Origin of the sequence: Nocardia miyunensis NBRC 108239, assembly GCF_001613065.1 — a bacterium.
Taxonomy (GTDB): domain Bacteria; phylum Actinomycetota; class Actinomycetes; order Mycobacteriales; family Mycobacteriaceae; genus Nocardia; species Nocardia miyunensis.
The window spans coordinates 189,423-204,111 of the sequence record NZ_BDBQ01000029.1 but is presented as its reverse complement, the minus strand read 5'-3'; the positions used below and the strand labels follow the sequence as shown (position 1 = coordinate 204,111).

The following is a 14,689-nucleotide window of genomic DNA, read 5'->3' as shown; positions in this document are numbered from 1 at the left end:
GGTGCGGGAGCCCTGGGCGGCCGAGACCCGCGGCGGGCGCTCGGCGACCCGTCCGGTGGTCTTGCGGCTTCCGCGAGTGGGTTTCGTGGCGTCCTTCTCGTCGGTGGCGGACTGTGCGCGAGCGCGGCTGCGGAGGGTGTCCGAGGACCTGGTGCCCCGGCTGCGGCGCGAACGGCTGGAACCCGCCCGTGGACCCCAGGAATCGCCCCTGCGCGTCCGACTACCCCGCGCGCGTGGTTCGGCCTCCTCCAGGCGGCGTTGCAGCACCAGGCGGCCCAGACCGATCGCCAGCACGATCACGGTGGCGATGGCCATCACCGGGAAGCGGTTCACCAGCGGGATGCCCTGGTTGAGCAGGATGTCCTTCACCGAGGACGACGTATGGTCCAGCAACTGCCCATAGGCGACGGGTACGGCGATGAACAGCAGCAGCGGCGGGATGACCATCGTGGTGAACAGGCCGCGGTAGCGAACCGCGAGCGCGGCCAGCGCACAACCGATGATGTAGGCGCCGGCGAACACGTGAGTCAGATCTCTGCCACCGCCGCTTGCGTCGATGAAAAACCCGATAAGAGTGCACGCCACCGCGATCAACACCGCCGCGCCGGCCGGGATGCCGGGCACCGACGGGATGATCGAGCGGTGCGGTGCGGGCACCTCGGATCGGTCGCGTTGGGTAGCTGCCACGTAAAGCACACTATCTGTCGCAACCGGAACGTGTACCGAGGCTGGGCGGATGAAACGGTTACTCGTTGATGTCTGAGAAGCCCGCGACACGCGGTCGCGACTCGATGTAGCGGATTGCCGGAACCTCCCGATCGCCGATGTCCAACTCGTGCAGCCGCCGCGCGGTCACCAGTACACGCGACTCCACCGAGCCCACTGTCTGGTTGAAAGCGTCTACCGCCTTTGCCAGTTGGCCCCCCAGCCGGTCCAGGTGCCCGCCGACGACACCCAGCCGCGCGTACAGCTCCCGACCCAATTGCTGAACTGTTGCTACCTCTTTCGAGATAGCGTCCTGTCGCCAGCCGTGGGCGACCGTCCGAAGCAGTGCGACGAGTGTCGTCGGCGTTGCGAGGATCACGTTCCGGCCGAATGCGTACTCCAGCAGACCCGCATCGGCGTTCAGCGCGGCGTCCAGGAACGTCTCGCCGGGCACGAACAGGACCACGAATTCGGGTGCGGGATCGAAGGCCGCCCAGTACGCCTTGTCGGATAGCTGATCGATATGAGTGCGCAGATGTCTGGCGTGGCGAACCAGATGTTCGGCTCGCGCGCGGGGGTCGTCCTGGGCGGTGGCGTCGAGGTAGGCCGTCAGCGGGGCCTTCGCGTCCACGACGATGTGGCGGTCACCGGCCAGCCGCACCACCAGATCGGGTCGCACCGCGCCGTCCCGGCCCGCACGGGTGACCTGGGTGTCGAAATCGCAATGCCGCGACATTCCGGCCAGCTCCACCACGCGCTCGAGTTGGATCTCACCCCAGCGTCCGCGGACCTGCGGCGCGCGCAGGGCCGAGACCAGTTGCCCGGTCTGCGTGGCCAGCTGATGGGACAGCCGCTGCATGCCCGCGACCTGTTCGCGCAGGCCCGCATAGGCATCGATGCGGTTGTGCTCCACCTTGGCCAGCTGCTGATTCAATGCGCCGACCGCCTCGCGCAGCGGTGCCACCAGCGTGCCCAGGGCCTGTGAATTGCGCTGTGCGGCATCCTCGTTCGCCGCGCCGAGGGAATGCCGCAGCAGACGTTCGTTGTCGCGCAGGGCGGCCAGCTGCGCCTCGGCCCGCCCGGCCCGCGCGAGATGACCGAGCCAGCCCAGGCCCAGCCCGGTACAGAACACCACGAGCATCGCTAACAGCGTCGGTGCGGTCATGACAGCAGATAGTGCCGTATGCCACCGACAAGTTCGGCACAGTGGCTAACGCCCAGCACTTGCTCGGTGGCTCGTGCCGGCTCGGTTCCGGCCGATCGAGACGGGAATTTTTTGCGGCGGTCTCGGGGTGGCGATTGCGAATCTGTCGGTGCCATCGCCTACGGTTTCGCGGCATGCGGCTGCTGCACACCTCCGACTGGCACATCGGGCGGACCTTCCACGGTGTGGATCTGCTGGCGGATCAGGCACGTTCGCTCGAATCGCTGGCCGAGATCGTGGCCGAGCAGCGGGTGGACGTGGTGCTGCTGCCCGGTGACGTCTACGACCGATCGATACCCAGCGCCGATGCGATCGCGGTGTGCAACCGGGGATTCGAGGCGATCCGGGCAGCGGGCGCGGTGATCGTGGCCACCTCCGGCAATCACGATTCGCCGACCCGGCTCGGCGCGCTCGGCAGTTTCGCGGCGGCGGGCGGACTGCATCTGCGCACGTCCGTGGCGGATCTCCGGCGTCCGGTTGTGCTGGGCGACGAGTACGGCGAGATCGCCTGCTACGGCATCCCGTATCTGGAACCGGAGATCACCCGCGTGGAACTGGGTGTGCCACAGGCGCGTTCGCACGCGGAGATCCTGGACGCGGCGATGAGCCGGGTGCGCGCCGATCTCGAGTCGCGCGGCGGGGTGCGCTCGGTGGTGCTCGCGCACGCCTTCGTCGTCGGCGGGGAGGCGACCGGCTCGGAGCGGTCGATCTCCGTCGGTGGGGTCGAGACGGTGCCGATGGGCGCGTTCGAGGGGATCGATTACGTGGCTCTCGGGCATCTGCACTCGCCGCAGACGCTGTCCGAATCGATCCGGTATTCCGGTTCGCCGCTGCCGTATTCGTTCGCCGAGCGTTCCCATCGCAAGGCGGTATGGATCGCCGATCTGGGCCCCGAGGGGCTCACCGGCGTCGAGCGGCACGACCTCCCGCGGGTGCGCGGACTCACCCAGTTGACCGGCGAGCTCGAGGAACTTCTCGACGATCCCGCGCACGCCGAGGCCGAGGAACACTACGTCTCGGCCAACCTCACCGACCACGCCCGCCCGGTCGATGCCCTGCGTCGGCTGCGCCAGCGTTTCCCGCACGCGGTACATGTGGAATGGATTCGCCCCGAAGGCAATCCGGACCTGCGCTACCGTGAACGGGTGCACGGCCGCCGCGACACCGAAGTAGCGCACAGCTTCCTCGCCGACGTGCGCCGCGAACCCACCGATACCGAAATGGCTTGGCTGACACGCGCCTTGGCCGCCGCGACCGCCGAACGCGAGGTGGCCGAAGCGCAGCCGGTCGATGCGGGGGAGCGCACGGCATGAGCGATCCGGGCCGCGGGCGGCAGTCAACCTTGCTGCGGATGCTTCGGCCGCACGCCATGCCCATGCTGTACGGCCGGGGTACCGCAGCCGAGTCCGACCTCGGCGAGTTCCGTGTACCGGACGAACGGCCGGCTTCGGGGATACCGGCCGGGCGTTCCTGTCCGGTGCCGGCCGTGTCGTCTGGCATCGGGACAGCGGTTCGGGTCTGGAGATGCGGTGGAGCGTTGCGGCCCTTCGTGTCGCGGATCGGTACACCCGCCGCTGTCGGTGCCGGTGGGGCGCTACCGCCAGTGGGACTGCACGCACTCTGTCGGGAACCGTGCGAGCGGACGTGCGCGGAGGTGACTGGGATGAGTGATCGGGGTCGTGGGAGGCTGATCGGATGAGGCTGCATCGGTTGGAGTTGACGGCGTTCGGGCCGTTCGCCGACACCGCGGTGGTGGATTTCGATGTACTCGGGGGTGACGGCCTGTTCCTGCTGCACGGGCAGACCGGGGCGGGGAAGACGACGGTGCTGGACGCGATCGCGTTCGCGCTGTACGGGAGGGTGCCGGGGGCGCGGGGGGACAGCAAGCGGCTGCACTCGGATCACGCGGATCCGCAGACGCCGCCGCGGGTGGTGCTCGAGGCGACGTTGGGTGGGCGTCGGCTGCGGCTGACCCGCTCGCCGGAATTCCGGCGGCCCAAGAAGCGGGGTGGCGAGGGCTGGGCGGACGAGAAGGCCAAGGCCACCTTGGAATGGCTGGACGGCCGCGGCCAGAATCTCTCTCGTATACCCGATATCGGCGACGAGGTGATCCGGCTGCTCGGGATGAGCGCCGATCAGTTCTTCCAGGTGGTCCTGCTGCCGCAGGGCGATTTCGCCCGATTTCTGCGCTCGGAGAACGAGGATCGCGAGAAGCTGCTCGAAAAGCTCTTCGACACAGAGCGATTCGGCAGCGCCGAACAATGGCTGACGCAGCGTCGCCGGGACAGTGGCGCGGAACTCGATACGCACCGGCAGAGTATCGACCGGCTCATCGGTCAGGTGGTCGTCTCCGCCGGGGTCGGCGCGACCGAGACCGTCGACACCCTGGACGCGACGCAATGGTCGCAGCAACTCCTCACCACCGCCCGCGCCGCTGCGGTGACCACGAAGGCCGAACTCGCACAGCGCCAAGCGGATTCGACCCGCGCCCACGCCGAGGCCGAGCAGCAGCGCCGTCTGCACGACCTGCATCGCCGCCTGACCGCGGCCCGCGCACAACTGGACGAGTACGCCTCCACCGCGGAACTGCGCGCCCGCCGCCGCATCGAACTGGATCAGTCCCGTCGCGTCGAACCGGTCGCCTCCGCCCTGGACGAGGCCCGCACGGCGGCGAAAGTTCTCCGCAGCCGCACCGCCGAATCCCGCGCCCTCGCCGAACGTCTCGCCACCCGCCTGCTCGAACCCCCCAGCGCCGAACTCCCCGGAACCATCTGGGCAGCAACCGATCTCGCCGCCGCCGAACTCGCCGACACCGACCTTGCCGCCGAGCTAGCCGCCATCGCCCCGGTTCCGGAGCAGAACCGCAGTGCGGCAACGACTTTCGATGATCCCCCCGGCCGTACCTCCTCGGTCCGAGGTGAGAACGCCGGGGTGCCAACGACTACGGACGATCGCGCGGACTCACGGTCGGCCGATGGGTCTGGTGCGCCCGCTCACGGCGCGAGCGACTCCGCACCGGGCAGCGTCGGTGCCGGTTTCGAGTCGAGCGTTGACGGTGATGGCGCGCCGGGGCGCGGACGGCGTGCTTCGGCGGGTGGGTCTGGTGCGGCTGCTCACGGCGCGAGTGGCTCTGCGCGAGATAGTGCCGGGGTAGGGGGCGAGTCGAGTGTCGATGGCGGTGCTGCGCTGGGGCGCGAAGGTGCATCGACGGGTGGGGCCGGTGCCGCTGGATACGGCGCGAGTGGCTCTGCGCGGGACAGCGCTGGGGTAGGTCTGGAGTCGAGCGTTGATGGTGATGGCGCGTCGAGTCGCGGACGGCGTGCATCGACGGGTGCCAGGGGGCTTGAATCGGGGGATCGAGAGGAGTCGGCGGCGGAGCGGGCGTCGGTCGATTATGTCGAGCTCGAGTTGTTCTCGGTCGATCCGGTGCCGGGGAGCGCGGTGACCGGTGCGGATGTGGCGGGGGAGCGGAATTCGTCCGGAAGTGGGGAAGTGGCCGGACGGCGGCGGGGGGCGAGTGAGGGGGCTGCGCGGCGGGGGAGTGGGGTGCGCAAGACGGCGAAGACCGTTGCGGGGGATCGGCCGCTGCGTGTGGTGGACTCGGCGGTCGGCTGGGCTGCGGATGATGGTGAGCCGGGGTTGTTCTCGGTGGAGTCGCCGCCTGCGGCGGATGCTTTCGGGTCTGGTGATTCGAACGGGGCGGGGGTGCCAGCGGATGAAATCGGCAGGGGTACAGGCGAATTCGAAGCTGAGCATTCGGAAGAGGTGAGTTCGGACAACGTTGATCGAGGCGGTGAATCCGCTGCGGCAGTTGCTGATTCGAGTGACGGGCCGATCGCGGATCGGTCGGGCGGTGGTGCGGACGCGGATTCCGATGTGCGGGATACGTTCCGGGACGATGATTCCGAGATCGAGTCGACCGGTATCGATGCGGCGATTCAGCGGTGGTCGGCGCAGATCGGTGCGTTGGACGAGGTGCGGGCCGATGCGGAATCGGCGCAGCGGGTGAGCGTCGAACTCGCGAGGCTGCGCAAGGAGCAGTCGTCCCTGCGATCAGGCATGGACAAATTGGCCGCCACCCGTGCCGCGATGCCGGAAACGATTGCCGCACTGGATGTCCGGGTGCGCGAGGCGGAGCAGGCGGCGGCCGGACTGGCCGGATTGCAGGCGGAATGCGAACGGCTGCGCACGGCCTCGGAAGCGGCGACCGAACTCGCTGCCCGGCGCACCGAACTCGCCCGGGCCACAACCGCATTCGAGTCGGCACGGGAAGCACACGTCGATGCTCGCGAGCACACGCTCGCGATCCGGGAACGTCGGCTGGCCGGAATGGCCGCCGAGTTGGCGGGTGCGCTGGCCGACGGGCAGCCGTGCAGTGTGTGTGGTTCCGCCGACCATCCGGCCCCCGCCCAGCCGACCGCGACCGCCGCGTCCAAGGCCGACGAGGAACGTGCGGTCGCTGCCGAACGAACTGCCGAATCCGTCCGTGACCGTACGAAATCCCGCCTGTCCGAACTGGAGAACGACATCGCGGTGCTCGTCGCTCGCGGCGGCGAGGGCGACCGGGCCGAATTGTCCGCGGAACTCAACGTCGTCACCGAACGCTTCAAATCCGCCCGCCGCGCCGGTGCCCGCGTCGAGGAGCTCACCACCGAGCTGAACAGGCTGCGCGCCGACGAAACGCGCCTGCAGAACGAATTGCGCGAACTCGATGTCCGCAACAGTGCCGTGGTCGAACGCATCATCGCCGCCGACCGCCGGATGGCCGAACTCACCGACCGTCTGCGCACCGCCGCCGGAGCCGACGGCACGGTGGATCGCCGCCGGGCCCGCCTGGACGCCCTCGTGCGCGATGCCACCGAACTCCGCACGGCCCGAACCGAAGCGGATGCCGCCCGCGAACAGGTCACCACGCTGGCACGCCGCGTAGAGCAGCTGGCCCGCGCGGCCGAGTTGGTCACGCTCGCGGATGTGGTTGTGCCCGAACGCGGTTCGGAGCCGGACTACGGCGTGCTGGCGGCCTATGCGAAGGTCGTCGCCGCCGCCGCACGCAGCCCGCGGGAGCAGAGCAAGATCGAGGATGAGCTGACCGAAGCGGACAGCATTCGCGCGCACGCCGAGGCCGTTCTGGCCGAACCCGATATCCGGGCCGCCGCCGATGTCGAACTCGATGATCCGCAGGAGCTGGAAACCCGGGTGGCGCAGGCACGTACCGCGCTGGACGCGGCCGTGGCCGCCCATGCACAGGCCGAACACCGGGTGCAGCAGCTCGAGGAGTTGGGCACGCAACTGTGGGCCGCGGTGGATCGGATCACCCCGATGCAGCGCGCCTACGACGAACTGGCCGGGCTCGCCGATGTGGTGGCCGGTCGCGGCGAGAACAACCGCCGCATGTCGCTGCGTTCGTACGTGCTGGCGGCCCGGCTCGAGGAGGTGGCCATCGCGGGTTCGGTGCGGTTGCGCCGAATGTCCGGTGGCCGTTACGAATTCGTCCACACCGACGTCGCGGGCCGGAACGGCCGGCGCGGCGGCCTGGGGCTGGACATCCGCGACGACTACACCGGCGCGATCCGCCCGGCCAAAACCCTCTCCGGCGGCGAAACCTTCATGGCCTCACTGGCTCTGGCGCTCGGCCTGGCCGATGTGGTGGCCGCCGAATCCGGCGGCCTGGTCATGGACACCCTGTTCATCGACGAGGGTTTCGGCAGCCTCGACGCCGACACCCTCGACGCGGTCATGGGCGTCCTGGACGACCTGCGTTCCGGCGGACGCGTGGTCGGCATAGTCAGCCACGTCGACGAGATGCGCCAACGCATCCCCAGCCGCCTCCACGTCATCCGCCAGCCCACCGGCTCTCACCTGAAAACGATTGTCGCGTAAGCACATACGACCTCTCGAATGACGTTCTGTGAATTCGAAGCGCTCGCACTCGGACTCGGACTCGGACTCGGACTCGGACTCGGACTCACGCGTACTCGAGCGGTGCACCGCCCGACTCGAGCAGTGGCGCGGCCTCGCCATGCGCACGGACGAACTCGCCATCGCTTACCAGGCCGCACCTGCACCTTGCCGCCATTCTCGTCTGGGCCCGGTGCTGAGTCAGGCGGCCACAGGGTTCATCAGGCCAGCCGGTGGACGACGAGCCGGTTCCGCTCTTCGTCGAAGAGTCCGGCCAGGATACCGGCCTCCTGCCGATGCCCGTCGAACAATCCCCTCTGGTCGACGTGCACGACCAGGACGTCATGGCTGTCGATCACCTCAGAGATACCCCGCGTCTCAATGGTGTCCGACCACGCGTCCAAGTTCCGGCCGAACCAGTCCGGCAACCCGCACGGCTCTTTCACCGCGTCCCAGAAGTCGTCGAGTGTCTCGATCAGCCGACCGCGCAGGTCGACGATCAGCGCCGTGCCCCGGTGGTCCGCGCGGTTTTCACCCGCTTCGGCACGTTCGTGGCGCAGCAGCCATTTCTTCACCTCCAGCCCCCAGCGGAATCCGCCGAGAGTTCCGTCGGTGCGCAGGATGCGGTGGCAGGGGACGAAGAGGGCGGCGGCGTTGCGGGCGCAGGCGTTGGAGGCGGCGCGGACGGCTTCGGGGCGGCCGGACAGGGCGGCGAATGCCGTGTAGGTGATCGGATCTCCGGCGGGGACGGTGCGCAGTACATCCCAGGCGTGTTGCAGGAAGGGCCCGGAGATCTGGCGCACCGGGATGTGGTCGATCGCGAAAACCTCACCGGCGTGGTACTTTTCGACCGCACTGGTCACCTCGCCGAGTGAATTGCGTTGCCGCAGTGCATCGGGGCGCAGGCTGGGATGTACGAGTCGGCGCAGTTCGTCGGAATCGGCGGTCCATCCGGCGGCCAAGACCGCCCCATCCGCATCGACCACCGTGGTGAACGGACCGAGTGGTGTCGAGGTCGTGGTGAATTCGGCGGTACTCATTGTGCTGCACCTACTTTCGCCGGTGCGGGCCGGGCGGCGAGGGCCTGTTTCCACAGATGCATGGACAGATAGGACCGCCACGGCGACCATCGCGCGGTATCGGTGAGGTCGATGCCCAGCAGCGTCGCACCGCGCCGGACCACCAGATCGGTGTGCATCAGCACGTCCGGATCGGCCAGCAGCCGCATGGTCACGTAATCCGCTGTCCACGGCCCGACCCCGTCCAGCGCGAGCAGATCGCGGCGCAGGTCGGTTGCGGTGCGGCCGGTGTGCAGTCGCAGATCCCCGGACGCCAGCGCGCGCGCCGCCGACACGATGGACGCCGTGCGCCGGGCGGGTCCGGTCAGCACCTCGGTACCGTGCTCGGCGATCGCCGCCGGAGTCGGGAACAGTCGAGGCACCGGCCCGCCGATATCCTCGCCCAGCGCCTCGACCAGACGAGCGGTGTGCGTGGCGGCCGCGGCGACCGAGATCTGCTGACCGATCATGGTGCGCAACAACAGTTCCGGGCCGTCTAGACAGCCGGGGACGCGAATGCCGGGACTGAACACCGCCCGGCGCCCGGACTTCTCGGCGCTCGAGGTGAGCGCCTCATCGATGCCGACCGGGTCGGCGTCCAGATCCAGCAGGTGCCGCAACCGCGCGACGGTCGGGGCGAGATCGCGCATGTCGTGCAGGGCCAGGCCCGCCCGCACATGTCCGGGCTGCACATTCAGGCGCACCGTGGCATGTCCGTGCGGTGTGCGCAGGCCGCGGGTGTAGTGGCCGTCCTCCCACAGGTCCAGGCCGGGCACCGCGTGCGAGGACAGGAACCAGGTCAGCCAGCCCGCATCGAGCGGCTGGCGATAGGGCAGCCGCAGGGTGAGCATGCCGTTCGTCGCGGGCAGGGTGTCTCCGCGCAGCCGCCGCGACTCATCCCGCAGCGTCGTCGGGCTGACCGCGAACACCTCGCGCACGGTGTCGTTGAACTGACGGATACTGGCGAATCCGGCGGCGAAAGCGATGTCGGACATCGGCATTCGCGTGGTCTGGATCAACAGCCTGGCGGTGTGCGCGCGATGCGCCCGTGCCAGCGCCAGCGGCCCCGCGCCCAGTTCCGTGGTCAGCACCCTGGTCAGCTGACGCTGGGAATAGCCGAGCGACCCGGCCAGCGCGGGCACGCCGCCGCGCTCGATCACCCCGTCGGCGATCAGGCGCATGGCCCGAGCGGCCAGATCGGCGCGGGTGTTCCACAGCGGCGAGCCGGGTGCGGCATCGGGCAGACAGCGGCGGCAGGCCCGGAATCCGGACTGCTGCGCGGCCGCGGCCGTCGGCAGGAACGTCACGTTCGCGCGTTTGGGGGTGATGGCCGGACACGATGGGCGGCAATAGATTCCGGTCGTGCGGACGGCGGTCACGAACTGCCCGTCGAAACGGGCGTCGCGGGTCGTGACCGCGCGATAACAGCGCTCGAACTCGAGACCGTGTGCACTCACGCAGTCCACCCTGTCAGGCTGCACGTCACCGCGCTAGCGGGAATGGGACATCTACCCGGCGAGGTCGCCCGCGGTCGTACGATCGTCCAATGCCGAGGCGCAATGCGCCGCCCTCAGCAACAGCGCGTAGCGGGGTTGCGATCGGCCGCGGCATAGCGCTCGCGCCAGTAATCGCGCTCGGTCGGGATCGGGCATCCGGGATGTTTGCGCCGCAGATGTTCCACGTAACGCGCGTAATCGCGGCCGCCCAGAACCGCATTGACGTACCCGGCGACGGTACGGCCCGCGCGCAGCATTAGGCCGATCGCGTTCCGCCCACGCCGCCGGGTTGCCTGTTCCTCGGAGATCACGGCCGGATCCCGCGGGCACTCGTCGCGGACCGTCCCGTGGCCCGGACCGGTCTCATGGCGCTCATTCCGTGGACACCGCATGGGCGGCGCCGGGCACGGTGGCCTTTCCCGACTTCACCAACTCGTCCCATTCCCGCTGCACCTCCCGTTCGGCCTTGGTGGTCAGGAATCCGCTGGGCCCGAAGATCTTCGAGGGCACCTCCGGCGTCTCGGTGGTCTCGCTCCCGCCGCGCCGCAGGGCGCGGATGCACACCAGCGCGCCGATCACCGCGACGATCAGTACGAGCACCGCGAACACGATCGACAGCGTGCCCTGGATGAAGCTGTTGCGGATCACCTTGTCCATATCGTGCATGTTCTTCGCCGGGGACAGCACCTTGCCGGCGTCGCGGGCCGAGCTGTAGATGCTGTGCTGCTTGAAGTAGCCCAGATTCTTGTCGGCGGAGAAGATTTTCTGCCACGACGCGGTCATCGTCACGACCAGATCCCAGATCAGCGGCAGCGCGGGTATCCAGGCCCACTTGACCAGGCCTTTCTTCACCACGATGACCATCACCACGGTGAGCGCGATCGCGGCGAGCAGTTGATTGGCGATGCCGAACAGCGGATACAGCGTGTAGATGCCGCCGAGCGGATCCGTCACGCCCATCAGCAGCACCGAACCCCAGCCAGCGACGACGAGCGCGGAGCAGAGCCATGCGCCCGGCCGCCACGACGGATCGGAGAACTTGCGGGCCGGGCCGCCCAGGTTGCCCAGAGTGTCCGAGAGCATGAATCGCGCGACACGGGTACCGGCGTCGATCGTGGTGAGGATGAACAGCGCCTCGAACATGATCGCGAAGTGATACCAGAACGCCTTGAGCGAGGACCCGCCCAGAAACCCTTGCAGCACATGGGACATGCCCACCGCGAGCGTCGGCGCGCCACCGGTCTTGGACAGCAGTGAACTCTCGTCGACGCTCCTGGCCTCGTTGATCAGGTCGGTTCCGGTGACGGGCGTGCCGCCCAGATTCATCCCGTTGATCTTCTTGGCCGCGGCATCGGCGGTGGCCTGCGCGATCTGCGCGGGCGAGGCCCCGGCGGGCAGGCCGGGCGGGGTGGCGGTCAGGCCGCCGGTGTTGATCGCGAAGAACACGTGCTGATCGATGATGCTGGCCGCGATGATCGCCATCACCGCGACGAACGACTCCATCAGCATGCCGCCGTAGCCGATCATGCGCGCCTGGGACTGCTTCTCCAGAAGTTTCGGCGTGGTGCCCGAGGACACCAGCGCGTGGAATCCGGACAGCGCGCCGCAGGCGATGGTGATGAACAGGAACGGGAACAGGTTGCCCGCGAAGGCCGGACCGTGGCTGTTGCCGGCGAACTGGGAGATCGCGGGGGCCTTCAGGACCGGCATGGTGATCAGCACGCCGACCGCCAGCAGCACGATGGTGCCGACCTTCATGAACGTGGACAGATAGTCGCGCGGCGCCAGCAGCAGCCACACCGGCAGCACCGAGGCGATGAAGCCGTAGATGATCAGCATCCAGGAGATCGTGGTGCCGTCCATCGTGAAAGCCGAACGGCCCCAGCCGGAATCGCCGACCCACTTACCGGCCACGATGGCGAACAGCAGCAGGACGAAACCGACGATGGAGATCTCGCCGACCTTGCCCGGCCGCACATAGCGCAGATACAGGCCCATCAGCACGGCGATCGGGACCGTCATCGAGATCGAGAACACGCCCCACGGGCTGCCGCCGTGCAACTGCCCGTCCGCGCCCTTGGTGGCGGCCAGGGCGTTCACCACGACGATGCCCAGCACGGCCAGCAGGATCACCATGATGGCGAGCACCGCGACCAGCGCCGCGATGCCGCCGACGACGCCGAGCTCGTCGCGGGCCATCTGCCCGAGACTGCGGCCGCGGCGCTTGACCGATGCCCACAGCACCAGGTAGTCCTGCACCGCACCGGCCAGCACGACGCCGACCACGATCCACAGCGTGCCGGGCAGATAACCCATCTGGGCGGCGAGCACCGGCCCGACCAGCGGGCCCGCACCGGCGATGGCGGCGAAATGGTGGCCGAACAGCACCCGCCGGTCCATCGGCATGTAGTCGGTGCCGTTCTCCAATTCCTCGGCGGGCGTGGCGACATCGTCGCGCGGCTGGGTGATCCGGTCCGCGATCAGCCGGGAGTAGAACTGGTAGGCGATGATGTAGGTGCAGACCGCGGCCACCACGATCCACACCGCGTTGACGTCCTCGCCCCGGCTGATGCCCAGCACCGCCCAGCCGACGGCGCCGAGGATGGCGATGACGAGGAATATCGCCTTCTTCGCCGGGCTGATGGGTGCGCGGTCCACGACCCCGACCGGGGGTAGGTCGGGGTCGGTCCGGAGGTATTCGATCGTCGCCATGCGAGTAGCTCTCCCGTGTTCCTGTGCGGGTCTTGCGCGATCGGACACTACCGAGCCGGACTTGCGGATTCGCAGGTTCGGCCCGGATTGTCCGACAGGGGCAGTTTGCCACGGTGGACCGACAGGTCGGGGCGAGAACGAACGGATCCGGTGCGGGTAACGTTGTCCATGCGTGTGCTGCTTCGAATTCCGCTGCGCCAAACGTAAGCTGCGCGTGCTGTTCTATTGATTGCTGATGCTTTGCCTGATCGGGTGCGTTTGGCGTGCCGACTACGGCGACTCCGATCGGGCCGAGGAGGAGGTCCGTGATTCCGGTGCGCCGCCGAACCCTGCTCGGATCGATGCTGGCCGCACCGATCCTGGCTGGTTGCAGCGGTGCCGCCGACGACGCGGTGACCTTCTTCTTCCAGGCGCGGCCGCAGGAGGCCCGGGCCCGGATGCGGATCATCGCGGCCTTCAACGAACATCATCCCGAAATCCGGATTCGGACCGTCATGTCCAGCCCGGATCCGTTGCAGCAGATGCTGACCTACTGTGCCGGGGGCAAATGCCCGGACGTGCTGATGGCCTGGGAACTGCTGTTCGCGGGCCTGGCCGATCGCGGGGTGCTGCTGAACCTGCGCACGATGCTGGACCGCGATCCGGGATACGCCGCGAGCCTGCGGGCGGACAGCTATCCGAGCCTGTACGAGACGTTCGACTACGGCGGCGGGCAGTACGCGCTGCCCGAGCAGTGGTCCGGGGTGTTCCTCTACTACAACCGGAAAATGTTGGCCGAGGCCGGAATTCACCCGCCGGTCCGCTGGTCGCAGGCGTGGAGTTTCGAGCAATTCCTGGCCGCGGCAAGGGCTTTGACCCATCGCGACGGTCGCGGACGGGTCCGGCAGTGGGGTTTCGCCGATGCCTGGGTGCCGTACTATTCGGCGGCCTGTTTCGGGATGAACAACGGCGCGCAGTGGTTCAGTCCGCCGAAAGCGCCGACCCGCACCGATATCGGGGATCCGCGTTTCGCCGCGGGATTGCAGTTCTACGCCGATCTCGCGGTGCGGCACGGGGTCGCGCCGAGCGTGGCGGATCGATTGTCGGATTCGGCCGCGGATCTGTTCGCCGGCGGCCGGGCGGCCATGCTGCTCGGCGGGCATTGGCTCTATTCGGAATTCATCGAACAGGACGATCTGGATTTCGACGTCACCGTGCTGCCGGTGGGCCCGCACGGCGGGCCGGGCGCGATAACCAATGTCGGCTGTACGGGTCTGGCGATCGCCGCGCACAGTCCGCGACGTGAACAGGCATGGGAGTTCGTGAAATTCGCGACCGGGCCGATCGGTCAGGCGATAATCGCCGAATCGGGTCTGTTCGTTCCGGTGTTGCATTCGGCAATGGGCTCACCGGGATTCGCCGCGGCGCACACCCGGGTCGCCAATCTCGAGGTGTTCACCGGCGGGCCCACCGTCTCACGCACGATGGTCACGACCCCGGCGTGGGGGAAGGTCGAATCGCTGATGTCGCGGGGCTGCAATCGGGTGTTACGCGGTGCGGCGCAGGCGGATTCGCTGGGTTCGATGGCGGGGGACATCGACGCGGCGCTGCGTGCCCCGACGTGAGCGGACATTCAC

At 68.5% G+C, this 14,689-nt stretch carries 9 protein-coding genes and 1 pseudogene; 3 read left to right on the top strand and 7 right to left on the bottom strand.

Going from position 1 to position 14,689, the window contains the following annotated elements; all coding sequences use genetic code 11:
• Both NM2_RS12595 and NM2_RS12590 read right to left on the bottom strand, forming a co-directional pair.
• Positions 1 to 687, bottom strand: a 687-nt coding sequence (locus NM2_RS12595) for a DUF6542 domain-containing protein (protein ID WP_157121051.1), incomplete at its 3' end; no start/stop codon positions are given.
• A gap of 58 nt (positions 688 to 745) precedes the next feature.
• Complete coding sequence (locus NM2_RS12590; protein ID WP_067667818.1) at positions 746 to 1,870, bottom strand: DNA recombination protein RmuC; 1,125 nt, start codon at positions 1,868 to 1,870, stop codon at positions 746 to 748.
• A gap of 173 nt (positions 1,871 to 2,043) precedes the next feature.
• Here NM2_RS12590 and NM2_RS12585 point away from each other — a divergent pair, with 173 nt between their 5' ends.
• Positions 2,044 to 3,222 (top strand): exonuclease SbcCD subunit D, encoded by a 1,179-nt coding sequence (locus NM2_RS12585; RefSeq protein ID WP_067667815.1) that lies wholly within the window; start codon positions 2,044 to 2,046, stop codon positions 3,220 to 3,222.
• 382 nt (positions 3,223 to 3,604) lie between these two features.
• A complete protein-coding gene (locus NM2_RS51570; protein ID WP_067667812.1) occupies positions 3,605 to 7,789 on the top strand; it encodes an AAA family ATPase in 4,185 nt (1,394 codons plus the stop codon).
• Between the two features lie 239 nt (positions 7,790 to 8,028).
• Here the strand turns inward: NM2_RS51570 and NM2_RS52570 are convergent, their stop codons facing one another.
• The 5 genes and pseudogenes from NM2_RS52570 to NM2_RS12560 form a co-directional block, all read right to left on the bottom strand.
• The gene (locus NM2_RS52570; RefSeq protein ID WP_281182436.1) at positions 8,029 to 8,382 is read right to left on the bottom strand and encodes a barstar family protein; all 354 of its coding nucleotides are present in this window, start codon (positions 8,380 to 8,382) and stop codon (positions 8,029 to 8,031) included.
• Positions 8,356 to 8,847 (bottom strand): annotated as a pseudogene (locus tag NM2_RS51560) (methylated-DNA--[protein]-cysteine S-methyltransferase); the annotation flags it as partial. The pseudogene NM2_RS51560 and the gene NM2_RS52570, both read right to left, overlap by 27 nt.
• Positions 8,844 to 10,322, bottom strand: a complete 1,479-nt coding sequence (locus NM2_RS12570; RefSeq protein ID WP_067667941.1) for an AlkA N-terminal domain-containing protein — start codon at positions 10,320 to 10,322, stop codon at positions 8,844 to 8,846. The pseudogene NM2_RS51560 and the gene NM2_RS12570, both read right to left, overlap by 4 nt.
• Positions 10,323 to 10,435: 113 nt before the next feature.
• Positions 10,436 to 10,672, bottom strand: coding sequence for a YbdD/YjiX family protein (locus tag NM2_RS12565; RefSeq protein WP_439956865.1), 237 nt, complete (start codon positions 10,670 to 10,672; stop codon positions 10,436 to 10,438).
• 61 nt (positions 10,673 to 10,733) lie between these two features.
• Positions 10,734 to 13,073 (bottom strand): carbon starvation CstA family protein, encoded by a 2,340-nt coding sequence (locus NM2_RS12560; protein ID WP_067667809.1) that lies wholly within the window; start codon positions 13,071 to 13,073, stop codon positions 10,734 to 10,736.
• A 341-nt stretch (positions 13,074 to 13,414) separates the two neighbouring features.
• Here NM2_RS12560 and NM2_RS12555 point away from each other — a divergent pair, with 341 nt between their 5' ends.
• Positions 13,415 to 14,677 (top strand): ABC transporter substrate-binding protein, encoded by a 1,263-nt coding sequence (locus NM2_RS12555; RefSeq protein ID WP_067667935.1) that lies wholly within the window; start codon positions 13,415 to 13,417, stop codon positions 14,675 to 14,677.
• Positions 14,678 to 14,689: the final 12 nt, after the last annotated feature.

Excerpts from the sequence above, each read along its gene's own strand:
- NM2_RS12590 (WP_067667818.1), bottom strand. The coding sequence starts at position 1,870 with ATGACCGCACCGACGCTGTTAGCGATGCTCGTGGTGTTCTGTACCGGG.
- NM2_RS12555 (WP_067667935.1), top strand. The coding sequence starts at position 13,415 with ATGCTGGCCGCACCGATCCTGGCTGGTTGCAGCGGTGCCGCCGACGAC.
- NM2_RS12560 (WP_067667809.1), bottom strand. The coding sequence starts at position 13,073 with ATGGCGACGATCGAATACCTCCGGACCGACCCCGACCTACCCCCGGTC.
- NM2_RS51570 (WP_067667812.1), top strand. The coding sequence starts at position 3,605 with ATGAGGCTGCATCGGTTGGAGTTGACGGCGTTCGGGCCGTTCGCCGAC.
- NM2_RS12585 (WP_067667815.1), top strand. The coding sequence starts at position 2,044 with ATGCGGCTGCTGCACACCTCCGACTGGCACATCGGGCGGACCTTCCAC.